Below are 21,654 nucleotides of genomic sequence, written 5' to 3' on the forward strand. Positions count from 1 at the left end.
TTTAACCCTGCAGGGCCTCCCACATCTCAAGGTCGCGCTGAGCGGTCCAGATGCGTGGGGTGTCGATGCCGCGGGCCTCGTCATAGGCGCGGGCGACATTGAAGGGCAGGCAATGCTCGTAAATCGCATAGTCGGCGAATTTCGGATCGCATTCGGCACGCACGGCGTCCCAGGCCTCTTTCAAAGACCCGCCACGGGCCGCAACCTGTGACGCTGGTCGATAGGTGCTTTCGACGAAATCACGCGTGTTTTCGATGGCGGCATTCACCATGTCCTTGCCGACCAGAGCATCCCCACGACCCGGTGCGATGGCATCGACGTCGAACCATTTGATCTGGTCCAGCGTGTCGCCCCAATCATTGAAATGCCCGTCACCGCAATAGCAGGCCGAGTGGTATTCCACGATGTCACCGGTGAACATGACGTTCTGATCGGGCACGTGAATGACGATATCGCCTGCGGTATGTGCGCGGCCAAGATGCATCAGATCGATCCGGCGATTGCCCAGATAAACGGTCATCGTGTCGCTGAAGGTGGTGGTGGGCCAGGTCAGGCCGGGGATGCTCTCATGCCCTTCGAACAGGCGGGGGAAGCGTTGGAATTCGCTGTCCCAGTCTTCTTTGCCCCGTTCCACGACCATCGCGCGGGCCATGTCCGACATCAGGATCTGTTGCGCGCCAAAGGCGCTGGCGCCCAGAACGCGGACCGCGTGATAATGGGTCAGCGCCACATGGGTGATCGGTTTGTCGGTGACGGAGCGCACACATTCGATCACCTTGTTGGCCAAACGCGGCGTGGCCTGCGCCTCGACGATCATCACACTGTCATCGCCGATAATAACGCCTGAATTCGGATCGCCCTCGGCGGTGAAGGCATACAACCCTTCGCCAACCTCGGTGAACGATATTTTCTTTTCCGACATGTCCCCCTGGGACGCGAATGCCTTGGCCATGAGTATCCTCCAAAGACGCGATGCAGCTGGAATTCGGTTCGTTTTTTGCGGATTCGGCTACATCGTTACATTTGCAACAATCTCGTTTCATTTGAAACGAAAGTCAACGATAAACCGACTCTAAATGATGCAGGGGTGCCCATCCCCTTGTTATCAATGACTTGCCTGACCCCTTTAGATGCTCGCTTGGGTGAGCTTGAGTCGTTGCAACAAGTATTCAGCCGGAGTTTGCGGCACGCCGTTACAGCTTCGATCGGGTATTAAGTGCGGCTGGTAAGATGTCTAAACAGTCGGTTCGTAGTTTTCTGGCGTCCAGCGGAATTGAATTTTCTTCCTCATGCATCCTTGAAGATCAGGGGAATCCGACTCCACGTGCCAATGCAGGAAATCATCTCGGTCTTCATTGCGAAGGGAGGGCGCAGAATGCCAATTGGAAAAGTGGATACCCGCATCCGTACTTGCATCAACGCATCTGCGCTCTGATCATCTTCCAGAACGCGGCGCTGTTTGATTTCGATCTCGAATATCTTCAGCCGGGAGTACAGCGCCGGATCAACCTCGCTGTACCGCAAAAGCTGTAGCTACTTGCGATCCAGCAACGCCCGCCTAACACAGACTTGCAGTTGAGCCGCAGGCTGCAGTTGCGGGGATGCAATCTGGGCAGCTTCCGCTTTGCCCGTAGCACCATTATCGCTAGTCGCGGCTTACAAGCCCACTTTCAACCCACTCATCAAATTGAGCCAAGACCGCATCGCAAAATGCAGTGTCGTTGATGTGGACATCCAATTCGGTCATCGGCACCCGGCCCGGCATGATTTTGCGGGCTTCGTCAACCATATCTGAAAGCGCTTTGGGATCATGAGCTTCCTCGCCTTCTTTGTCCCATGCCTCGACGCCTTGAACCGGCAGGAAGAAGTGAACGGGCCCGGTTGCAGCTTCCAGCCGGTTCGCCAGTTCTCGGATCCAGGCACGGCGTTCCTCGCCATTGAAAACCGAGCTTTTGATCAGGCGGTTATGTTCGTGAAAGGGGCGATCTGCATATTGGTCCGGGACTTCTTGCCAGCCGGCAAAGTCCAAAAGGTCAAGTGCGCCCGGGGCGACCATTTGTGGCGTGCCAACGCAACCGGCATTGGTCAGGCGATCTTCTCCGCTAGAGACAACGGAGCCTGCCAGCATATTGCCGAATTCTTGCATGCAGAAATCCATCACGCAGGAAAAAGCGCCCTCTGCAGCCAGTTTCTCGAAGGCCATACCGCCCATACCTGTCGAATGAAACACGGCCACTTCAAAGCCACGCTCTTCGAGTGCAGGTTTCAGGGTTTTCATGTAGCGCAGGCAGGACGACCCAAGGCTGGTCATGCCAATCAGGGGTCTGCCGCGATCCGGCGCGATTGCGGCTTTGGTCGCGCCAACCACGGCCCCTGCGGCCTGTGCCAGTGAGGACCGGCAGATCGAATTCATACCATACAGACCGCCGGCCCACAGGATCATCTGAATGTCCGGGGCCAACCGATGCGGCGGGATCAGCGGCGAGAAGCTGACGGTCGAGACGATATACTTCGGCACTCCCATTGGCAGCGCTTGCGCACAATCCAGCGCAAGGTCGGTGCCCATGGTGCCGCCGGTGGCTAGCATCCCATCAAACCGGTTTTCGGCATAAGCTTTTGCTACAACCTTCGCCGCTCCGGCGGACATGACGCGGAACGCCTTGTTTTCATCCCCCAGCGCGATCACATCATCGATGGCCATTCTTTCAGCGGCGGCGACGTCGTGTTTCGAAACATCGGTCGGCGTTTCCGGATTGCCCAGAACAGACACGTCCATCGTCAGCACAGCCGCTCCCTGCGCCCGCACGGCGTCTTCGATGAACCGCATCTCGGGCTCTTTTGTGTCGTATGTCCCAATCAGCAGGATCGTTTTCTTGGTCATTGGTTTTCTCCTGTCTGTACTTTTTTTCCGAGGTAACGCGTCAGCAGACCCCGGGCGGTATCGACGAACCGCATATTGCGTGCCTCTGATCCATCTTCGTCCATCCGGGACGATATCCAGCCGACATATGTCACCGCACGCAGGGCCATGAACAGATCGAGATGCCCGGTATCGAGCGCCCGTTCCGTGCGGTATCCCTCAAGCAGGGATCCTCGCAGAGCGTCATAGTCCGGTTCGTGCAGGTTTTTCAGCAAAGTCGTCGCGATGTCGAACAGGCGGAATCCGAGCCCGGCATCGTCGAAATCTATCAACCAAACCTTGTCGCCTAGGACCATCACGTTTTCACGCACCAGATCGGCGTGGATCAAGCCAAAATCCAGCTTGTTTTCGATGTGTTGCAGATCACGGTTTGCTGTTTCGCGGAACATGATGAACAGGGCGCGGTCCTCATCCGTGAGCGTGGCGTTTTCCCAAAAACGATCCCACAGCGGGGCATCGCCCAGCAGCCCTGTGCGGTCCCAAGACCAGCGCATGAAGTCAACTGGCCGGACCCAGGCATCGCTGATCTTATGCAGCCGCGCCATCTCACGCCCGAGGACCCGAAAAACCCCTGTTCGGTCTTCGTGATCAATTCCACCGCCTGTCGAACCCAGTGGGCGACCGGGCAACCAGTCCAGCATATCGACCTGAACCCCGTCCAGTAGATGCAGTAAACAACCATCTGTGGCCGGTACTGGCGTGGGTACACCGACGCCCTTTGCGCCAAGCTCGGCAATCCACAGCAACTCGGACCGCAGAGCAGCATCCGAGTGCAAGTCTTTGCGATGCAGACGCAGGGCAAAGCTTTTTGTACCCGCCTGAACCCGGTAGACATGGTTTTCACGGGCGGCGACCAGCGACCACTCAGCATCTTCTATGCCCCAAAGGGTCAGGGCTTGCTCGACAATCCGGGTCATAAGGTCAGCGGGGTTTCGGCCAAAACCTCGTCCAGTGTGTCAAACAACAGATCGGCATTCTCTTTCGAGAACGGCATGGGGGGGCGGATCTTGAGCGTATTCTTGTGACGTCCCAGTTTCGAATGAATTATCCCCCGGTGCCGCATCGTGTTGATTACCCGGTCGGTGAACTCGCTGGCCGGTTCCTTGCTTTGCCGATCCAGCACCATCTCGGCCCCGAAGATCAGGCCCGAGCCGCGCACGTCGCCGATGCAATCGTACTTCTGCTGCAACGCTACCAAGCGCGCGCGGGCATGATCGCCGACCGTTTTGGCATTGGTGACAAGGTTCTTGTCCTCAATCTCTTCCAGCACCGCCATTGCCGCAGCGCAGGAGACCGGGTTGCCGCCGAAGGTATTGAAATACCGATAGCCATTGCGGAAGGTGGTCAGGATTTCGCTGCGCGTCACAACTCCGCCGACCGGATGGCCATTGGCCATCGGTTTGCCCATCGTCATGACATCCGGCACCACACCCATTTTCTGGTGTGCCCACATATGGGTGCCGGTGCGGCCAAAGCCGGATTGCACCTCATCACAGATCAGTAGGCCACCGGCCTTGCGCACCACTTCGGCCACAGGTTTCAGCCAGCCGTCTTGATGGTCGGGGAAGCCTTCGTTCAGGAAATACGGGCAGACCACCAAAGCGGCAAAGCCGATGCCGGACTTTTCATGCTCGGCAATCTGCTCGGCCACGGCATCGGCGAATTTGGTGCCGTCCGGGTCCGGATTGCGATAGCTGTCTGGGGCTTCCACAAATAGGAAATACTGATCCAAGCCGAAGCCAACCGTCGGCACGTTCGACTTGCTCAACTGGCTGACCAGAGACGTGTTGCCGTGATAAGTCGCATCCGTGGCAATGATCCCTCGTTTACCGGTCATGCCCTCGGCCATGCGCAGGGCGATGTCGTTCGCCTCGGACCCGGTGCAGGTCAGGATGGCGGTGTCCAGCGAGGCGTCCATCGTGCCGGTCAGCTTTTCGACATAGTCCAGAATACCGTCGTGCAGATAGCGGGTATGGGTGTTGAGCGTCGACGCCTGACGGCAGATCGCGTCGACCACGCGCGGGTTGCAGTGACCGACATGCGGCACGTTGTTGTAGCAATCCAGATATTTGCGCCCGTCCGCATTCCACAGCCAGACACCGTCGCCCTTCACGATATGAAGCGGCTCATCGTAGAAAGTCGAAACATTCGGGCCCAGCAGCTTGGCCCGGCGTTCAACAAGCGCGGCGGATTTCGGGGGAAGCGTCATGCGGTCGCCCTTGGTAAGAGTTTTATCCATGCGGTTTTCAAGTCGAGATATTTCTCGAGCGCGTGCAAAGACTTGTCATGCCCGTTGCCCGACTGGCGCACACCGCCCAGCGGTACGGTCAAGTCAGACCCGCCATAGGTATTCACGTGAACGACACCTGCGCGGATACCTGCGATCATGCGGTGCGCGCGGCTCAGGTTCGACGTCCACACGCCTGAGGAAAGACCATAGACCGAGTCATTGGCCAGCCGGATTGCCTCGTCCTCGTCCTTGAAAGGCGTCACGGCGAGGACCGGGCCAAACACCTCGTTCTGGAACAGGTTGTCGGTGGGTTTCACTCCGGTCATCACCGTCGGCGCCATATAATAGCCGCCGGTTTCCTCAAGAATGCGGCCTCCGCCGGTACGGCGCTCGGCGCCCTCTGCCTCGGCCCTGGCGACGAATTCCAGATTAGAGTCCAGTTCGGGCAGTGAATGAACCGCGCCGATTTGCGTGTCCAGATCCAGCGGGTTGCCGACGCGCATCGCCTCGGCATGTTTGACCAGCTCGTCAACGAAATCGTCGTGAATATCCTCTTGTACGAGCAGGCGCGATCCGGCGATGCAAATCTGGCCGGCGTTGCGGAAGATGCCGCCCGCTGACACTTTGGCGGCCTCGCTCAGGTCCGGGGCGTCGTTGAAGACGATGTTGGGGGATTTGCCGCCCAGTTCCAGATAGCATCGCTTCATATTCGACCGCGCCGAGTATTCCAGCAGCCGCCGACCTGTCGCGCCCGAGCCGGTGAACACCATGATGTCTACATCCATCGATAACGCCAGCGTTTCACCCACCACCCGGCCCGAACCGGTCACGACGTTCAGCACGCCGTCGGGCATTCCGGCCTCGGCCGCCAGTTCGGCCAGTTTCAACAGCGACAAGGATGCGCTTTCGGCCGGTTTCAGTACCACAGAGTTGCCGGTGGCCAGTGCCGGGGCCAGCTTCCACGCGCCGATCATCAGCGGCATGTTCCAGGGTACAATCGCGCCAACCACACCAACGGGCGCGTGATGGATCAGACCCAGTACGCTGTCCGCAGTGGGGGCGATCTGGCCATAAACCTTGTCGATCGCCTCGGCGTAATAGCGGAACGTACCGGCCGCAGACATCGGTTCGGCTTTCATGGCCATGGTAATCTCGGTGCCATTGTCGCGCACACCCAGAACTGCCAGTTCAAGGGCGTGTTTTTCGATCAGTTCGGCCAGTTTCAGCAGTACTTTCTTGCGCTCAGCCGGGGGGCGGCGCGACCAGCGGCCATCTTCGAACGCTGTTCGTGCGGCGGCAATCGCTGCCTCCATATCCGCCGGTGTACCTTCGGCAATCCGGGTCAGAACAGTGCCATCAATCGGTGATAGAACATCCCGGTGACCGCCTTGCGAGGCATCGACCCAGCGTCCCCCGATGAAGTGCGAACGGGGGGACAGAACCTGAGATCGCAGGGCGTCAATATCGGATTGGTTCATGGCAGGGTTACCCTTGCTGATTGGGGTGATCGGAATCGACCGGTAGCGCGGTCGGCTGGGGTTTCAGCTTGTTGCGGAATTCAAAGTACAGCGTGCGGAAATGAAGCAGCAGGATCAGTACGATCAGCGCTGTCAGGATCGCCGCAATCGGGCGGTCGACGAAATCGAGAGGTGATTTGACCCGCGCCATGGCGCTGCGCAGTTTGACCTCCATGATGCCGCCCAGAACCATGCCCAGGATGATCGGCACAATCGGCAGGTCCAGCCGTTTGAGGATCAGGCCGAACACCCCAAACCCGGCGGCAATGGCGCAATCGGTGATCGAGTTGCGCAGGCTGTAGACGCCAACAAAGGCCAGGATCAGGATCATGATGCCCAGAAACCGGGTCGGGATCTGGATGATCTTCAGCAGCAAGTTGGTCGAGAACAGCAGGAATACCAGAACGATGACGTTCAGCAGGATCAGCGCCATATACAGCGCCATCACAAAGTCCATCTGGTTTTCGAACAGCTGCGGGCCGGGGATGACGTTGTGCACGTAGAACACCGACAGCATCATCGCGGTCAGCGCTTCACCCGGGATACCCAGCGCCAGCAGCGGGATCATGGCAGCGCCAGGAACGGCGTTGTTGGCGGCCTCGGAGGCCACCAGCCCCTCGGGCGAGCCGTCACCGAATTTGTCGGGGTCTTTCGAGGTCTTCTGTGCATAGGTGTAGGACAGGAATTGCGAGGTGAACTCGCCGGTGCCCGGCACCATACCCATGAACACACCGATGCTGGAGGACACGGTGGCAACACGTTTTATACCCAATAGTTCCCTGAGACCGGCGAAAATGCTGCCGCTGACGTGCGCTTCGCCCGGTGCATGGTTCTTTTCCAGTAACAGCAGCAGCGCCTGACTGATTGCAAACAGGCCCAGCACCACAACGATCAGATCGACACCCGAGGCCAGCCAGCTTTGGTCAAATGTAAAGCGGCGGGTGTATTTGACAGGCTCAAGCCCGACGGTGTTCAGGAAAATCCCGAAGGCCGCCAGCATGCCAGCAGCAAAAATCTGTCCACGATGGGCCAGGATCACCAGTATGATCCCCAGAAGGGCGGCCAGGAAAATCTCGCGGCTCCCGAAATGCGGTGCGACCAATGCCAGAATCGGTGACAGGATCATCAGGCAGATGATGGCAAAAACTCCTCCAAAGAAAGATGCGGAATAGGCCAGCGACAATGCGCGATGCCCCTGTCCGCGTTTGGTCATCGGATAGCCGTCATATGTGGTCAACGCGTTTACCGCGGTACCCGGCGTGTTGATCAGAATGGCCGGAATAGCGCCGCCATACATGGACGAGCCATAGATACCCAGCAACAGCGTCAGACCGACAATGGGTTCAAAGGCGAATGTAGCTGGCAATAGGATGGCGATGGCCACCGCAGCTCCCACACCGGGCAGCGCACCGATGATGACCCCACCGATCGAGCCGATCAGAAGAGCGGCGATCACCTGCCATTGTGTCAGAATAGAAAGACCGGACAGAAGCGTTTCCATAGCGAACCTCAGAGATAAGTCAGCGCAAAGGCGCGCACGGAATCCGGCAGGTATTCATAGACGGCGCCTGCCGGAATTTTGACCTGCAGAAAGGCACGGAAGATGATCGTCACCGCAACACCGAACGCCACCGCAAGGCCAATGGCGCCGGCAGTTCGGAACCCGGTTCGAACCGCAAGGAAAACCGCGAACAGAACGGTCGACGGTAAATATCCCAAAAGCGGGACGACCGCGACATAAACCAGAAAATAAGCGACGTATTCAATAGACCGAAACCAGAACGCGACTTCGGGCCAGCGACCCGGAATACGGTCTGACATGGCCGAACTGAGCCAGTGCAGAAAGGCAAATAGGAACATTGCCCAAAGCGAGACTTTCGGCCAGAAGCCGGGTTGCGCAAACCACTTGGTGCGTTTGACAACCTCGGTCTGTGTATCCAATTGGGTCAGAAGGAAAATGGCAAAAACCAGAAAAGCTAAAGCAAAAACAACATCGCCGGGTCGGCGGTATCGTTTGAACATGTCTTGCAATGTCTTTGCGATCATTTTGGCCTCCTGTTGGATAGAAAAAGGCCCGACACCATCTAAATGTGCCGGGCCAGTTTCGCTTTATTCGCCTAGAATCTCTTCGATTTTGGAGAAGGAGGCTTTGTCCTGTTCGATTTGCGCGTTCGAGGCATCCGGGTCCTGCCAGTAGATCAGCGCTCCGGTTTCTGCGGCAAGTTTCGTGGCCTTGTCAGAGTTTATCGCTTTCTGTGCAGCCGCCGTGATCTTTTCGCGCGCCTCTGCCGGGGTGTCTTTGTGGACAAACAGCCCATTCCACAGCGCCAAAGGCAGTTCGGGGTTAAGCTCGACAACGGTCGGCGTGTCTGGGACCAGCGAAATCCGCTCACCGCCGATGCTGGCCAGAACATTCACCTGATCCAAGCAAGGAAGTACGAGCTGAAGCGTTGTGTTGATCACGTCCACGTCGCCCGAAGCCAAGGTGTTGCAGTCCAACGCGTCAAAGGCGGCTTCGCTGGCGAAATCAAATCCGCTGCTTACCGCAGCCGCGAAGGTCACTTGTGTGGGCGGTAGAACCGTACCGAAATGACCGAGCGCTACGTCGTTCTCCTTACCATGTTCCACCAGTTCCTCCCAGGTCGAGAAAGGCGCGTCTTTGCTGGAGGCGATGACGAAGGGATAGGTCAGAAAGATGCCAATCGGTTCGAACGGGTTGGGGTTGAGCTCAGGAATGCCAATTTCCGGGCCTATGACCGGCACACCGATGACGAAAGAACCGATCGTGTAGCCATCCGCCGGAGCAGTTGCGACCTCAACAGCGCCAGGGAAGGGGCCACCACCGCCGCCGGGCTTGTTCACGACTGCGGCGGGTACGCCGTACATGGCTTGGAACTCGTCAGCGATGAGACGCGTCAACACGTCTTCCAGGTCACCCGGGGGCCACGGAACGACAAAAGAGACTGGCTTCTCTGGATAGTCGGCCAGTGCGGCGGTTGCAGAAACAACAAGTGCTGCGGCTGTTAGAACTTTCTTCATTGACACCTCCCGTCAGTGGTTCATTATTTGATCCGCGTTAACAAGAATAATGTTGCTTTGTTAAGCGTGTTCTGTCAAGTATTACCTTAACGGGAGGATGTGAGTCATATGGGTGCTGCCCTGAACGCCTTGAAAATGCTTAACTACTTTTCAAACGCTCGGCCGGAGATCGGGCTGAGTCAGTTTGCGCGGTTGTCCGGATTGAACAAAGCCACCGCACTGCGCCACCTTCGGGCGCTAGAGGAATACGGGTTGATCGAACAGAACCCTATGACCAAGTCCTACGCGGTTGGGCCGGCCGCGCTACGTCTGGCGGCGTTGCGCCAGATCGCCCGTCCCGGCATCGAGAGTGCCCGCCAAAGAATGCAGGTCGCGATGCAGGACGTTGGCGAAAGCCTGCATCTTTCGCTGCTTGAAAAGGATTCGCTTCAAACCGCGCTGGTGGTCGAAACGAACCGCCACAGCGTACGGGTCAGCCTCGACCCCAGCGAGGTTCTTCCGATCAATGCGACCGCATCTGGTCTTTGTATGCTTAGCTTTGGGCCATCCTTCTTGCTGGAGCGTCTCGGGCAGGAAGAGCAAGTGCGATACACGGACACTACGCTGACCGACCCGGCCAAGATCAAAGAGCGGGTCGTGACAATCAGCCAAGTCGGTTGGGCGAACAGCAGTGGAAGCTATGAAAATGGCGTCTATGGTTATGCGGCCCCCATATTCGGAATTGATCAGGTGGCGTTGGGAACCATTGCGATTGCCGTTCCCGAAGGCCGTGCCGGCGACGAACGGCTGCCCGAAATCCTGACCGCCCTGCATGCCCTCTCGACTGACCTGACCGCAAGTTTTGGCGGTCAGCTTCCCGATACATTTCCAACCGAATTCCACCCTTGAGCGGGTGTACACAAACCCCGGAGACCCGAGACATGAAAGACTCGAACTTTCTGAAAGAAAACAACGCGCGTTACTTCTGGCACCCGATGGCGCACCCCGCTGACAGTCAGAAGAACCCGCCGATCATTCTGAACGGTGGTGAAAGTGTAAGCATTATCGATGTCGATGGTCACAAGGCGCTGGACGCGGTCGGGGGACTTTGGAACGTCAATCTGGGCTATTCCTGCGAACCGGTGAAACAGGCCATCGCTGATCAGCTGAATGCACTGCCCTACTATTCGACCTTTCGCGGTACCAGCAATGACAAGGCGATTGAGCTATCTTATGAACTGGCACAGTTCTTCGAACCCGACGGCCTGACTCGTGCATTCTTTACCTCGGGTGGCTCGGATTCGGTTGAAATAGCTCTGAAACTGGCGCGGCAGTACCACAAGGTGCGCGGCGAGGCCGGGCGAACCAAGTTCATCAGCTTGAAGCAGGGTTATCATGGCACCCATTTCGCCGCGGCCTCGGTCAACGGAAATCAAAAGTTCCGCGCAATCTATGAGCCGATGATGCCAGGTTGCTTTCATGTGCCCGCCCCCTGGACCTATCGCAACCCGTTTGATGAGACTGACCCTGAACGTCTGGCGCAGCTCTGCGTCAAAGCGCTTGAGGCCGAGATCGCATTTCAGGGGGCAAATACCGTTGCCGCCTTTATCATGGAGCCGGTTCTGGGGGCAGGGGGGGTTATCCCACCGCACAAGAGCTTCATGCCCATGGTACGAGAGGTTTGCTCGAAACACGGTATTCTGCTGATCTCGGACGAGATCATCACAGCCTTTGGTCGCACAGGCAGCGAAAGCGGTGCGCGGCATTGGGGTGTGCAGCCCGATATCATGACCACGGCCAAGGCGATCACCAACGGCTATTTCCCCTTTGGAGCGGTGATGATCTCGGGTGCGGTCGCCGAGGTATTCGAAAAAGACCAAACCGGCAAGGCGTCGGTGGATCAAGGCTATACCTATTCCGGTCACCCGGTTGGTGCAGCGGCGGCTCTGGCTGCGCTGTCCGAGATCAAGCGCCTGCGCGTTTGGGAAAATGCCGCCGCGCGCGGGGATGAGTTGTTTGCCGGGCTGCAAAAGCTGGCTGAGAAATACGACGTGATCGGAGATGTGCGCGGTGGCGAGGGGTTGATGTGTGCGCTGGAGCTGGTCTCAGACCGTGCGACCAAGGCACCTATAGCCAAGCACCTGCCGCTGCAGGTTCAGAAAGCGGCTTACGAAGACGGTGTGATGGTGCGCGTGTCCGGGAACAACATCATCCTGTCACCGCCCCTTATCATCACGTCCGAAGATGTAGCCAAGATTCTGTCGGCACTGGATACTGGTCTAGCAACTCTGTGAGCACATAAATAGCACAGACCGCTACGGGCAGGGCCGCATCAGATCCTTCAGTGAGCCTGAAGCCAAGTCAAACTTTGACCGCCTGCAACTCTTCGAGCAGGTCCAGCAATTGATCCAGTTTCTCGCGGCCCATCTGTGACTCAATATTGTTTGAAATCGCCAGCGACGTGGCAAGGTTGTCTTCCAGTACCGCGCGCCCCGCATCGGTGATGCGAACCATTGTACGGCGCTTGTCTTCGTTGTCCTGGCGGCGGGTGATCTGGCCTTCAGCTTCCATCGTGCGCAGAATGCGGGTGAGGCTGGGCAGCAGCAGGCAGGCCTCGTGGGCGATAGCGCTTTGTTCAATCTCGCCCAGCTCGTCCAGAACCCTCAGGATGCGCCACTTTTGTTCGGTCAGCTGAATGTCATGAAGCATATCCCGGATCGGTGCCATGACGGTTTCCCGTGCGCGCAATAGCGCAATCGGAAGGGAACGGGACGTACTTTTTGTGTGGCTTTGCGTGCTCATGCCGCCTTCTAAAGCGCCAGTTTTGAAATTGCAAAGATTAACAAGGCAAGTTCTTGACAGCGTGATTACAAAATAGTAAACATGTTAAGCAATAAGGGAGGACGCATGCCACATTTTCACGTCGAATATTCCGGGAACCTGGAGGACAAGGTCGACATGGGTGGCCTGTGCGAGTGCATCCGGGCCACGGCTGCCGAGATTGATACCTTTCCGAAGCCGGGCATTCGCGTCCGAGCCGTTCGGGTTGATCATTATGCCATTGCAGACGGCAATCCGGCGCATGGCTTTATCGACATCTCGATCCGCCTGCGCGCAGGTCGGCCAGACGACGTCAAGCAGGATGCCACACAGCGCATATTTGAGGCGGTCAGAGCATATCTTGCCCTCGCCTTCTCGCAATATTCCATCGCGCTCTCGCTTGAGATGCGTGACATCGACCCGAAGCTTTCGCCCAAGACCGGTACAATCCGCAATCACCTTGGCGCGTCCACGCAGGAGACCTGACGCATGAGCGCACTGAACACAAACATCGAAAAACTGGCTGGATTTCTGGCGCGGTTCAAAAAGACGGGCATCAAAAACCGCATCGCGGGTAGAGACGTTGCCGGGTCTGCCGGTGTGTTTCAATCCACATCGCCGGTCGACAAGTCGGTGATCTGCGACGTCGCCCACGGCACGGCGGATGACATCGACACCGCAGCTAAAGCGGCCAATTCGGCCTTTACCGAATGGCGCGACATGCCCGCCACCGAACGCCGCCGCATATTGTTGAACGTGGCCGATGCGATTGAGGCGCGCGCCGAGGAAATTGCGCTGTGCGAATGCTGGGACACAGGCCAGACCCTGCGTTTCATGTCCAAGGCGGCCCTGCGTGGGGCCGAGAACTTCCGCTTTTTTGCGGATCAGGTGGTGCAGGCGCGGGACGGGCAGCATCTGAAATCGCCGACTCTGATGAATGTCACAACCCGGGTGCCGATTGGCCCGGTTGGCGTGATCACCCCGTGGAACACGCCGTTCATGCTGTCGACCTGGAAAATTGCGCCCGCTCTGGCCGCTGGTTGCACGGTGGTTCACAAACCCGCCGAAGATTCGCCGCTGTCAGCCCGCCTGCTGGTCGAAATCGCCGAAGAAGCCGGTCTGCCCAAAGGTGTGCTGAACACCGTGAACGGCTTTGGCCTGGATGCGGGCAAGGCGCTGACCGAACATCCGCTGATCAAGGCCATCGCGTTTGTCGGCGAAAGCCGCACCGGTAGCATAATCACCAAGCAGGGCGCAGACACCTTGAAGCGGATGCACTTGGAACTGGGCGGCAAAAACCCGGTCATCGTGTTCGATGACGCCGATCTGGATCGGGCGCTGGATGCAGTGATCTTCATGATCTACTCGATCAACGGCGAGCGTTGCACCTCGTCCTCGCGCCTACTGGTGCAGGACAGCATCAAGGATGAATTCGAAGCCAAGCTGATCGAGCGCGTCAACAACATCAAAGTTGGCCACCCGCTGGACCCGGCGACCGAAATCGGCCCGCTGGTGACCGAAGAGCATTACAACAAGGTCACCAGCTATTTCGACATCGCCAGAGAGGACGGCGCGACCATCGCGGCGGGTGGTGTAAAACTGGGCGATGAGGGATACTTTATCCGTCCGACCCTGTTCACCGACGCCAACAACCAGATGCGCATCGCGCGTGAGGAGATCTTTGGCCCGGTCCTGACCTCGATCCCGTTCTCGACCGAGGAAGAAGCGCTGCAGATCGCCAATGACACGCCGTATGGTCTGACCGGTTATGTGTGGACCAACGATCTGACACGGGCACTTCGCTTTACCGACAAGCTTGAAGCCGGAATGATCTGGGTGAACTCAGAGAATGTACGTCACCTGCCCACGCCGTTTGGTGGGGTCAAGGCCTCGGGCATCGGTCGGGATGGCGGCGACTGGTCGTTCGAGTTCTATATGGAACAAAAACACATCGGCTTTGCCACCGGTCAGCACAAGATCATGCAGTTGGGCAAATAATCCCGACGGGCTCAAAAAAACGTGCGAAAAACTCTAACTCCAGGAGGAGACTATGGGAGAAATAGTACTCGCCGCCAAAATGACCCACGTGCCTACGTTGCTCATGTCTGAACAGGAGGGGCCGATCAAAGGAAAGCGCCAGGCAGCAATAGATGGTCACCGGGAAATCGCCCGTCGCGCCAAAAAACTCGGCGCTACAACGGCGATCATTTGCGATACCCACTGGGTGATCAACGCGGGCTTTCACATCAACGCCAATGACAAGTTCGAGGGTTTGTTCACCTCGAACGAATTCCCGCAGTTCATTCAGGACCTGCCTTATTCCTACAAAGGCAACCCCGAGATTGGCGATGCGATTGCCAAAATCGCGTCGGACAAGGGCGCCCATACGCTGGCGCATCACCTCGACAGCCTCGAGCTGGAATACGGCACGCTGGTTCCAATGCGATTCATGAGCCGTGAGCATGATATGAAAGTCGTATCGGTCGCGGCATGGGCCACGGTGCACAGCCACGACGAAAGCCGCATTGTGGGCGAGGCGATCCGCGAAGCGGTCGAGGCCAGCGATGAAAAGGTCCTGCTGGTTGCGTCGGGTTCGCTGTCGCACAAGATTTGGGCGAACAAGGACTACGCCGCAAACAATGGTACATTCACCATCAGTTCGGAGTTCAACCGCCAAGTGGATCTGCACGTTCTGGATATGTGGAAGAGCGGCGACCACGCTACCTTCCTCAAGATGCTGGGTGATTACGCTAACTTTTGCTGCGGCGAAGGTTCGATGCACGACACATCGATGCTGTATGGTGCATTGGGGTGGGATGCGTACGACAAGAAATGCGAGGTTGTGACCGAGTATTTCCCATCCTCCGGCACCGGGCAGACAAACGTGATCTTCCCGGTGACCTGAACGGGCTGACAGGCGCGCAACGCACTTTGGAAAGGAGTCGATCATGGGAAAGATTGTACAGGCCGCGAAGATTACGCATGTGCCAAGCATCTGGATGTCCCACACGATGCCGAAATACAAGGGCATCCGCCAGCCTGCCATTGATGGCTATGCGCGCCTGCGTCAGGACGCGATCGATCGCAAGGTCGATACCTTCGTCATCTTCGACACCCATTGGATCACCAATCAGGGTTTCCACCTGAACACGAAAGAGCACCACAAGGGCCGTTTCATCAGCCACGAACTGCCGCACATGCTGGCGGATATGGAGTTTGACTATCGCGGCGATCACGAGCTGGGCGAAACGATCCTTGACGTTCTGCGCGAGCGTGGTGAACGGGCCCTTGGTCATTCGCATCCCGATATGGGGATGGAATACGGTACCTTGCTGCCGATGCACTTTATCAACGATGGCGTGAACGCGCGGGTTCTGCCTGTGGCAGTCAACCAGTTTTCGTCGATTGCCGAAAACCGGGTTTGGGGTGAGGCAATTGCCGAAGGCATCCGACGGTCTGACCGGAACGTCTCGATCCTGGCCTCGGGGTCGCTGAGCCATGATTTCACGCCCAACGAACGCTCGGTCGATGGTCTGAATTCGGTGAATGGAGAGTTCAACCGACAGATGGACATGCGGGTGTTGGACCTGTGGGAACAGGGCCGTTTTGAAGAGTTCCTGGAACTCCTGCCCGACTACGCCAAGAAATGCGCCGGCGAATGTGCCATGAACGATACTGCCTTGCTGTTCGGCGCCCTTGGATGGGGCAGTTACAAGGGCAAGATCGACATCTACACCCCGTATTTCGGAAGTTCCGGAACGGGTCAGACCAATATCAGCTTCTCGGTGTAAGGCCGGGGTGACAGGAAAATTCGAATGACTGAACTGCGTCTCAACGATTCTAGCCTGCTTGCCGAAATGGCGCGGGTCGGGTCCAGATGGGTGGATGCCACCGAGGCTGAAAGCGCGATTGACGTAACCAACCCGGCAACGGGTGAGGTGATTGGCCGGGTGCCCAATCTAGGTGCTGCAGAAACGGCCGAGGCGATTGCCGATGCGCAGCGCGCCCAGAAAGACTGGGCCAAACGCACCGCGAAAGAGCGCAGCCAAGTCTTGCGTCGCTGGTACGATCTGATGATGGAAAATCAGGATGATCTGGGTACCATCCTGACCGCCGAACAAGGCAAGCCGCTGGCCGAAGCGAAGGGTGAGATCGCCTATGGTGCCAGTTTTATTGAGTGGTTCGCCGAAGAGGCGCGTCGTGCTTACGGTGATGTCACCCCCGGTCATGCGCCGGACAAGCGGATCATCACTGTCAAACAGCCCATTGGTGTCGTGGCCGCTTTCACGCCCTGGAACTTTCCCAACGCCATGATCACCCGCAAGGCCGGACCGGCCTTTGCTGCTGGCTGTTCCATGGTGCTGAAGCCCGCCAGCCAGACGCCATTTTCGGCAATCGCGCTGGCCGTTCTGGCCGAACGTGCGGGGCTGCCTGCTGGTCTGTTCTCGGTAATCACCGGATCGGCGCGTGCGATTGGGAGTGAAATGACCTCAAGCCCGATCGTTCAAAAGTTGACCTTCACAGGGTCGACCGAGATTGGCGCGATGCTTTATGCCCAATGCGCGCCGACCATCAAGAAACTGGGGTTGGAACTGGGCGGCAACGCGCCGTTCATCGTGTTCAACGATGCCGATCTGGATGCCGCCGTCGAAGGGGCCGTGATCGCCAAGTTCCGCAACAATGGGCAGACCTGTGTTTGTGCCAACCGCATCTACGTGCAGGCCGGTGTTTATGATGCCTTTGCCGAAAAACTGGCTGCCAGGGTAGCGACCCTGCCGACCGGCAACGGGTTTGACGAGGGCGTCATTTTTGGCCCGCTGATCGATCAGGCCGCCGTGGACAAGGTGGCCGAACATGTCGGAGACGCAACTTCCAAAGGTGCCAGGATTGCGCTTGGGGGCAAGCCCCACGCGCTTGGCGGCACCTTCTTTGAGCCCACCATCCTGACCGGTGTGACCTCGGACATGGCAGTGGCGACCGAGGAAACCTTTGGCCCTGTCGCGCCCTTGTTCAGGTTCGACAGCGAAAACGAGGTCGTAGCTGCCGCCAATGACACCGAGTTTGGGCTTGCCTCGTATTTTTATTCCCGGGATCTGGCCCGTGTTTGGCGTGTGTCCGAGGGTCTGGAATACGGAATGGTGGGCGTCAACACTGGCCTGATTTCGACTGCCGAAGCCCCGTTTGGTGGCGTCAAGATGTCGGGTCTGGGGCGCGAAGGGTCCCGCTATGGGCTCGATGACTTCATGGAACTCAAATACATCTGCATGGGTGGCATCGATGCCACCGAGGAGGCCTGATGCGCTTTGCAACCTACACCGCCGATGGCGCAACCTACTTTGGCGCAATCACCGATGACGGCGCGATCGCGCTGAATGACGCCTTTCCCGATCACGGCAGCCTGTACCAGGTGATCACCGCCGGAATGTTCGATCAATTGGCCGCGGCTGCCGAGGGCCGGGAGGTGACGCACAAAGACCTCACCTATGAGATGGTCACGCCCGATGCCCGCCGCATCCTTTGCGTTGGGGTGAACTTTCCTGATCGCAATGCGGAATACAAGGATGGCAGCGCGCAGCCGAAATACATGTCGCTGTTCCCGCGCTTTGCCAGCGGATTTACAGGCCATGACCGCCCGCTGATCCGTCCGCCGGAAAACCATTCGCTGGATTACGAGGGCGAAGTGGCCATCGTAATCGGCAAGCCGGGCCGACGGATTTCAGAGGAAGACGCCTATGACCACATCGCGGCCCTGACCCTGTGTAACGAAGGCACGATCCGCGACTGGGTGCGGCACGCCAAGTTCAACGTCACCCAAGGCAAGAACTGGGATAACTCCGGCGCAATCGGCCCATGGCTGGTGCCGTTCACCGATGCGGCGCAACTGGATGACGCCCGCATCCAGACCCATGTGAATGGCGAGCTGCGCCAGGACGATACCCTGAACCGCATGATGTTCCCGATCCGGCGTGAAATCGAATACATCTCGACCTTCATGACCCTGCAGCCGGGCGATATCATCGTCACCGGAACGCCCACCGGGGCAGGGGCACGATTTGATCCCCCGAAGTACCTTGCTCCAGGCGACGTGGTCGAGGTTTCGGTCGAAGGCATAGGCACGCTGCGCAATACTGTCGAGGACGAACAGGTATGACCCCCGAGGATCATGCAAGCGCCGCCGCTGATCTGCTGCAGGCTGAGCGTACGCGTGAGCAGATCGGCCTGTTGAGCCTGCGCTACCCCGAGATGGGGATAGACGACGCCTATGAGGTGCAAAACGCCATCTATCGCCAGAAATTGGCCGAAGGGCGTAAGGTGATCGGCTGGAAGATCGGCCTGACCTCGAAGGCCATGCAATATGCGCTGAACATCGACATTCCCGACAGTGGCATCCTGTTTGATGACATGGTTTTTGATAACGGTGGAACTGTCCCGGCGGGCCGTTTCATCCAGCCGCGGATTGAGGCTGAGATTGCCTTTGTGATGAAATCCGCAGTTGGCGGCGAAAACGTCACCCGCGACGAGATCATCGCCGCAACGGATTACGTCGCGCCCTCGATCGAAATCCTCGACACCCGTATTCAGCGGATCGATCCCGAGACGGGCAAAGCCCGCACCGTGTTCGACACGATCAGCGACAATGCGGCCAATGCGGGCGTTTTACTGGGTGCAGAACGGCACGCCGTCGATGCCTTTGACCTGCGCTGGGTCGGTGCCTTGGCCTTCCGCAATGGCGAGATCGAGGAAACCGGCCTGGGTGCAGGCGTGCTGAACGACCCGGTCGAAAGCGTAGTCTGGCTGGCCCGCCGTATGGCGCAATACGGCCAAAGCATCGATCCCGGTCAGGTCATCCTGTCCGGCAGCTTTATCCGCCCGGTCGAATGCCCACCCGGCACTGAAATACATGCCGATTTCGGACCGTTTGGCTCTGTCGATGTCATATTCGCCTGAAAGGAACACTGCACATGCCTGTGCCGAAGAACACGTTCAAAGCCGCTCTCAAGGTCGGGCGACCCCAGATCGGTTGTTGGGTTGGGTTGGCCAATGCCTATACGGCCGAGATCGCAGCAACCGCGCAATTCGACTGGCTACTGGTCGACGGTGAACACGCGCCGAACGATTTGCGCTCGATCCTTGAACAGGTGCGGGTGATCGAAGGATCGGGCAGCACCCCGGTTGCGCGCCTTCCGATTGGCGAGACATGGATGATCAAGCAATATCTGGACGCCGGAGTGCAGAACCTTCTGGTGCCCATGGTCGAAAGTGGCGATCAGGCGTGTGAACTGGTGCGAGCGGTGCAATACCCGCCGCGCGGCATGCGGGGCGTGGGTTCGGCGCTGGCGCGGGCCTCGCGGTTTGCCGCAATCCCGGACTATCTAAAAACGGCGGACGAACAGATTTGCCTACTGGTACAGGTGGAAAACCAAGTTGGCCTGGCGGCGCTGGACGATATTCTGGCGACCGATGTGGATGGGGTGTTCATCGGCCCCTCCGATCTGGCCGCCGACATGGGCCATATCGGCAATGCTGGTCACTCAGATGTAGTTGAGGCCGTGTTGGACGCGCTGACCCGCATCGTGGCTGCGGGCAAGGCGGCGGGTATCCTAACCCTTGATCCGGTGATGCAGCGCAAATGTCTGGACTTGGGGGCCAGCTTTGTGGCCACTAATATTGACGTTACATTATTTGCAACAGCAATGCGCAACGCTGCAAAAGCAGGGCTGGGCCTGTTGCCGGACCAGATCGCCTCGGGCGCGGCCCAAACCGCTGCAGCCGGCAAATACCTGCAGCAACTCTGTAAGCATTGGTCGCACAAGGCCGAGGCCAGTTTTGATGAGAAGAAGGGTAGCGTGATCTTTGCAGATGGAAACAGTGTGACCCTCGAAGCGGACGATACCACCCTGACTCTCACCGCAGTGACCGGTCCTCGAGGCGATTTGGCGCGTTGGAAAGATGTAATCGAAGCTCATCTGGTGCGTTTCGCCTTTCGCGAAGAGATCCGCATCAATTGGTCTGAATAAAAGCACCAAAAAATGTCTGATCCCATCTACGCCATAGGCGACATCCACGGTCAGTTGCACATGTTAGAGGACACTCTGGTACGCATAGAAAAAGACGGCGGGCCTGATGCCCAAATCGTCTTTATCGGTGACTACACGGATCGCGGCGCCCACAGTCGCGAGGTTCTGGACCTTCTGATAAAAGGGCAATCCGAAGGTAGAAACTGGACATTCCTGCGCGGCAACCACGACCAGATGTGCGCAATGTTTCTTGAAGACTATCCGCGCAATGACGCGCGTTTGTTGGTCGGGTATCATTGGCTGCATCCCCGGATCGGCGGGGTTGACACACTGAAATCCTATGGCGTCGAGGTGCGTGAAGGGGATCGAACCTATCAGATCCACGCCAAGGCCAAAGCTGCCGTTCCGCAGGCCCATATCGGTTTTCTGGCAGGGCTGGTCCCCTACTATCTGCACGATAACCTGTTGTTTGTTCATGCAGGAATACGGCCCGGCATTCCTTTAGATCGACAGGATCACGATGACCTGATCTGGATTCGAGAAGAATTTCTAAACTGCCCGGACCCCTACCCGTGGCTGGTTGTTCATGGCCATACCCACGTCGCTAAACCGGAACACCACGGAAACCGTGTGAACATCGACACCGGAGCAGGATATGGCCGATCATTGGCCGCCGTGGTTTTTGAAGGATCAGAGTGTTGGATGTTGCAGGACAAGGGCCGAACTGCCCTGACGCATCGAGCTTTTTGAAGATCTTTCGCTAATTGTTGACAGCGCGTTACAAAAAAGTCCTGGCGCCGTTGAAACACTCGCTCATGCGCCAGTGGCGATCACAGCTATGCTTTCGGCAAACAGAGGAGAATATGATGCTTCACCGGATCAAAGTCTCATGATCGGCAACGTTGCCCCTTACAATCCCTCTTGAGTTTTGTGAGCAACAAACATCCTGATTTCTCGTCAAACAATCCGGACATAGGGGTGCGATAGGCCCAACATATCTTCTTTGTGGCGAAAACCAGCAGCCGGTTTCCGCTGGATTATGTCGTTTCCTGCAATCAGATATCGCAATCAGTGATGTTTGAGTTTGGCGAATCCTTCAGTTTGGCGACAAGATTGGAGATACGCCCTATG

21 protein-coding genes are annotated in these 21,654 nt (G+C 57.7%); 12 read left to right on the plus strand and 9 right to left on the minus strand.

Going from position 1 to position 21,654, the window contains the following annotated elements; translation table 11 throughout:
* Nucleotide 1: 1 nt before the first annotated feature.
* The gene (locus tag ACR0IK_RS21880; RefSeq protein ID WP_480595864.1) at nucleotides 2–952 is read right to left on the minus strand and encodes an MBL fold metallo-hydrolase; all 951 of its coding nucleotides are present in this window, start codon (nucleotides 950–952) and stop codon (nucleotides 2–4) included.
* A 278-nt stretch (nucleotides 953–1,230) separates the two neighbouring features.
* Here ACR0IK_RS21880 and ACR0IK_RS21885 point away from each other — a divergent pair, with 278 nt between their 5' ends.
* Nucleotides 1,231–1,533, plus strand: coding sequence for a hypothetical protein (locus tag ACR0IK_RS21885; protein WP_480643268.1), 303 nt, complete (start codon nucleotides 1,231–1,233; stop codon nucleotides 1,531–1,533).
* 112 nt (nucleotides 1,534–1,645) lie between these two features.
* Here the strand turns inward: ACR0IK_RS21885 and ACR0IK_RS21890 are convergent, their stop codons facing one another.
* The 7 genes from ACR0IK_RS21890 to ACR0IK_RS21920 all read right to left on the minus strand — a co-directional run bounded on the left by ACR0IK_RS21890 (nucleotide 1,646) and on the right by ACR0IK_RS21920 (nucleotide 9,706).
* Complete coding sequence (locus ACR0IK_RS21890; protein ID WP_480643270.1) at nucleotides 1,646–2,881, minus strand: Tm-1-like ATP-binding domain-containing protein; 1,236 nt, start codon at nucleotides 2,879–2,881, stop codon at nucleotides 1,646–1,648.
* Nucleotides 2,878–3,837 (minus strand): phosphotransferase enzyme family protein, encoded by a 960-nt coding sequence (locus tag ACR0IK_RS21895; protein ID WP_480643271.1) that lies wholly within the window; start codon nucleotides 3,835–3,837, stop codon nucleotides 2,878–2,880. The genes ACR0IK_RS21890 and ACR0IK_RS21895 overlap by 4 nt, the downstream gene beginning before the upstream one ends.
* Complete coding sequence (locus ACR0IK_RS21900; protein ID WP_480643272.1) at nucleotides 3,834–5,159, minus strand: aspartate aminotransferase family protein; 1,326 nt, start codon at nucleotides 5,157–5,159, stop codon at nucleotides 3,834–3,836. Before ACR0IK_RS21900 ends, ACR0IK_RS21895 begins: the two co-directional genes overlap by 4 nt.
* Complete coding sequence (locus ACR0IK_RS21905) at nucleotides 5,126–6,628, minus strand: aldehyde dehydrogenase (protein ID WP_480643273.1); 1,503 nt, start codon at nucleotides 6,626–6,628, stop codon at nucleotides 5,126–5,128. The genes ACR0IK_RS21900 and ACR0IK_RS21905 overlap by 34 nt, the downstream gene beginning before the upstream one ends.
* Before the next feature lie 7 nt (nucleotides 6,629–6,635).
* A complete protein-coding gene (locus ACR0IK_RS21910; protein ID WP_480643274.1) occupies nucleotides 6,636–8,168 on the minus strand; it encodes a tripartite tricarboxylate transporter permease in 1,533 nt (510 codons plus the stop codon).
* Between the two features lie 8 nt (nucleotides 8,169–8,176).
* Complete coding sequence (locus ACR0IK_RS21915; RefSeq protein ID WP_480643275.1) at nucleotides 8,177–8,713, minus strand: tripartite tricarboxylate transporter TctB family protein; 537 nt, start codon at nucleotides 8,711–8,713, stop codon at nucleotides 8,177–8,179.
* Nucleotides 8,714–8,776: 63 nt separating this feature from the next.
* Nucleotides 8,777–9,706 (minus strand): tripartite tricarboxylate transporter substrate-binding protein, encoded by a 930-nt coding sequence (locus ACR0IK_RS21920; protein ID WP_480643276.1) that lies wholly within the window; start codon nucleotides 9,704–9,706, stop codon nucleotides 8,777–8,779.
* A 108-nt stretch (nucleotides 9,707–9,814) separates the two neighbouring features.
* Between ACR0IK_RS21920 and ACR0IK_RS21925 the strand changes: the two genes are divergently transcribed.
* Together ACR0IK_RS21925 and ACR0IK_RS21930 are read left to right on the plus strand one after the other, a co-directional pair.
* Nucleotides 9,815–10,594, plus strand: coding sequence for an IclR family transcriptional regulator (locus ACR0IK_RS21925; protein ID WP_480643277.1), 780 nt, complete (start codon nucleotides 9,815–9,817; stop codon nucleotides 10,592–10,594).
* 32 nt (nucleotides 10,595–10,626) lie between these two features.
* Complete coding sequence (locus ACR0IK_RS21930; protein WP_480643279.1) at nucleotides 10,627–11,979, plus strand: aminotransferase class III-fold pyridoxal phosphate-dependent enzyme; 1,353 nt, start codon at nucleotides 10,627–10,629, stop codon at nucleotides 11,977–11,979.
* A gap of 67 nt (nucleotides 11,980–12,046) precedes the next feature.
* On the opposite strand, the gene hpaR is transcribed toward ACR0IK_RS21930, so the two are convergent.
* Nucleotides 12,047–12,487 (minus strand): homoprotocatechuate degradation operon regulator HpaR, encoded by a 441-nt coding sequence (gene hpaR, locus ACR0IK_RS21935; protein WP_480595886.1) that lies wholly within the window; start codon nucleotides 12,485–12,487, stop codon nucleotides 12,047–12,049.
* Between the two features lie 105 nt (nucleotides 12,488–12,592).
* Here hpaR and ACR0IK_RS21940 point away from each other — a divergent pair, with 105 nt between their 5' ends.
* Genes ACR0IK_RS21940 through ACR0IK_RS21980 form a run of 9 tightly spaced genes read left to right on the plus strand, consistent with a single transcriptional unit; the run spans nucleotide 12,593 to nucleotide 21,273 of the window.
* Nucleotides 12,593–12,991 (plus strand): 5-carboxymethyl-2-hydroxymuconate Delta-isomerase, encoded by a 399-nt coding sequence (locus ACR0IK_RS21940; RefSeq protein WP_480643281.1) that lies wholly within the window; start codon nucleotides 12,593–12,595, stop codon nucleotides 12,989–12,991.
* Between the two features lie 3 nt (nucleotides 12,992–12,994).
* On the plus strand, nucleotides 12,995–14,503 hold the full coding sequence (gene hpaE, locus ACR0IK_RS21945; protein WP_480643282.1) for a 5-carboxymethyl-2-hydroxymuconate semialdehyde dehydrogenase: 1,509 nt from the start codon (nucleotides 12,995–12,997) through the stop codon (nucleotides 14,501–14,503).
* 52 nt (nucleotides 14,504–14,555) lie between these two features.
* On the plus strand, nucleotides 14,556–15,410 hold the full coding sequence (gene hpaD / locus ACR0IK_RS21950) for a 3,4-dihydroxyphenylacetate 2,3-dioxygenase (RefSeq protein ID WP_480595892.1): 855 nt from the start codon (nucleotides 14,556–14,558) through the stop codon (nucleotides 15,408–15,410).
* Between the two features lie 43 nt (nucleotides 15,411–15,453).
* A complete protein-coding gene (hpaD, locus tag ACR0IK_RS21955) occupies nucleotides 15,454–16,296 on the plus strand; it encodes a 3,4-dihydroxyphenylacetate 2,3-dioxygenase (RefSeq protein WP_480643283.1) in 843 nt (280 codons plus the stop codon).
* Nucleotides 16,297–16,320: 24 nt separating this feature from the next.
* On the plus strand, nucleotides 16,321–17,802 hold the full coding sequence (locus ACR0IK_RS21960) for an NAD-dependent succinate-semialdehyde dehydrogenase (protein ID WP_480643284.1): 1,482 nt from the start codon (nucleotides 16,321–16,323) through the stop codon (nucleotides 17,800–17,802).
* Entirely contained in the window at nucleotides 17,802–18,656 is an 855-nt protein-coding gene (locus tag ACR0IK_RS21965) for a fumarylacetoacetate hydrolase family protein (RefSeq protein WP_480643286.1), read from the plus strand. Before ACR0IK_RS21960 ends, ACR0IK_RS21965 begins: the two co-directional genes overlap by 1 nt.
* A complete protein-coding gene (hpaH, locus tag ACR0IK_RS21970) occupies nucleotides 18,653–19,453 on the plus strand; it encodes a 2-oxo-hept-4-ene-1,7-dioate hydratase (protein WP_480595901.1) in 801 nt (266 codons plus the stop codon). Before ACR0IK_RS21965 ends, hpaH begins: the two co-directional genes overlap by 4 nt.
* Before the next feature lie 14 nt (nucleotides 19,454–19,467).
* The gene (locus ACR0IK_RS21975; RefSeq protein ID WP_480643288.1) at nucleotides 19,468–20,523 is read left to right on the plus strand and encodes an aldolase/citrate lyase family protein; all 1,056 of its coding nucleotides are present in this window, start codon (nucleotides 19,468–19,470) and stop codon (nucleotides 20,521–20,523) included.
* Nucleotides 20,524–20,535: 12 nt separating this feature from the next.
* Nucleotides 20,536–21,273: a metallophosphoesterase family protein gene (locus ACR0IK_RS21980; RefSeq protein WP_480643290.1), complete on the plus strand. Its 738-nt coding sequence runs from the start codon at nucleotides 20,536–20,538 to the stop codon at nucleotides 21,271–21,273.
* Nucleotides 21,274–21,654: the final 381 nt, after the last annotated feature.

Source organism: Ruegeria sp. BF7, assembly GCF_056538605.1.

What these genes read in the sequence shown, in the direction of transcription:
- ACR0IK_RS21880 (WP_480595864.1), bottom strand. Translation starts at nt 952, where the DNA reads ATGGCCAAGGCATTCGCGTCCCAGGGGGACATGTCGGAAAAGAAAATA.
- ACR0IK_RS21885 (WP_480643268.1), top strand. Translation starts at nt 1,231, where the DNA reads ATGTCTAAACAGTCGGTTCGTAGTTTTCTGGCGTCCAGCGGAATTGAA.
- ACR0IK_RS21890 (WP_480643270.1), bottom strand. Translation starts at nt 2,881, where the DNA reads ATGACCAAGAAAACGATCCTGCTGATTGGGACATACGACACAAAAGAG.
- ACR0IK_RS21895 (WP_480643271.1), bottom strand. Translation starts at nt 3,837, where the DNA reads ATGACCCGGATTGTCGAGCAAGCCCTGACCCTTTGGGGCATAGAAGAT.
- ACR0IK_RS21900 (WP_480643272.1), bottom strand. Translation starts at nt 5,159, where the DNA reads ATGGATAAAACTCTTACCAAGGGCGACCGCATGACGCTTCCCCCGAAA.
- ACR0IK_RS21905 (WP_480643273.1), bottom strand. Translation starts at nt 6,628, where the DNA reads ATGAACCAATCCGATATTGACGCCCTGCGATCTCAGGTTCTGTCCCCC.
- ACR0IK_RS21910 (WP_480643274.1), bottom strand. Translation starts at nt 8,168, where the DNA reads ATGGAAACGCTTCTGTCCGGTCTTTCTATTCTGACACAATGGCAGGTG.
- ACR0IK_RS21915 (WP_480643275.1), bottom strand. Translation starts at nt 8,713, where the DNA reads ATGATCGCAAAGACATTGCAAGACATGTTCAAACGATACCGCCGACCC.
- ACR0IK_RS21920 (WP_480643276.1), bottom strand. Translation starts at nt 9,706, where the DNA reads ATGAAGAAAGTTCTAACAGCCGCAGCACTTGTTGTTTCTGCAACCGCC.
- ACR0IK_RS21925 (WP_480643277.1), top strand. Translation starts at nt 9,815, where the DNA reads ATGGGTGCTGCCCTGAACGCCTTGAAAATGCTTAACTACTTTTCAAAC.
- ACR0IK_RS21930 (WP_480643279.1), top strand. Translation starts at nt 10,627, where the DNA reads ATGAAAGACTCGAACTTTCTGAAAGAAAACAACGCGCGTTACTTCTGG.
- hpaR (WP_480595886.1), bottom strand. Translation starts at nt 12,487, where the DNA reads ATGAGCACGCAAAGCCACACAAAAAGTACGTCCCGTTCCCTTCCGATT.
- ACR0IK_RS21940 (WP_480643281.1), top strand. Translation starts at nt 12,593, where the DNA reads ATGCCACATTTTCACGTCGAATATTCCGGGAACCTGGAGGACAAGGTC.
- hpaE (WP_480643282.1), top strand. Translation starts at nt 12,995, where the DNA reads ATGAGCGCACTGAACACAAACATCGAAAAACTGGCTGGATTTCTGGCG.
- hpaD (WP_480595892.1), top strand. Translation starts at nt 14,556, where the DNA reads ATGGGAGAAATAGTACTCGCCGCCAAAATGACCCACGTGCCTACGTTG.
- hpaD (WP_480643283.1), top strand. Translation starts at nt 15,454, where the DNA reads ATGGGAAAGATTGTACAGGCCGCGAAGATTACGCATGTGCCAAGCATC.
- ACR0IK_RS21960 (WP_480643284.1), top strand. Translation starts at nt 16,321, where the DNA reads ATGACTGAACTGCGTCTCAACGATTCTAGCCTGCTTGCCGAAATGGCG.
- ACR0IK_RS21965 (WP_480643286.1), top strand. Translation starts at nt 17,802, where the DNA reads ATGCGCTTTGCAACCTACACCGCCGATGGCGCAACCTACTTTGGCGCA.
- hpaH (WP_480595901.1), top strand. Translation starts at nt 18,653, where the DNA reads ATGACCCCCGAGGATCATGCAAGCGCCGCCGCTGATCTGCTGCAGGCT.
- ACR0IK_RS21975 (WP_480643288.1), top strand. Translation starts at nt 19,468, where the DNA reads ATGCCTGTGCCGAAGAACACGTTCAAAGCCGCTCTCAAGGTCGGGCGA.
- ACR0IK_RS21980 (WP_480643290.1), top strand. Translation starts at nt 20,536, where the DNA reads ATGTCTGATCCCATCTACGCCATAGGCGACATCCACGGTCAGTTGCAC.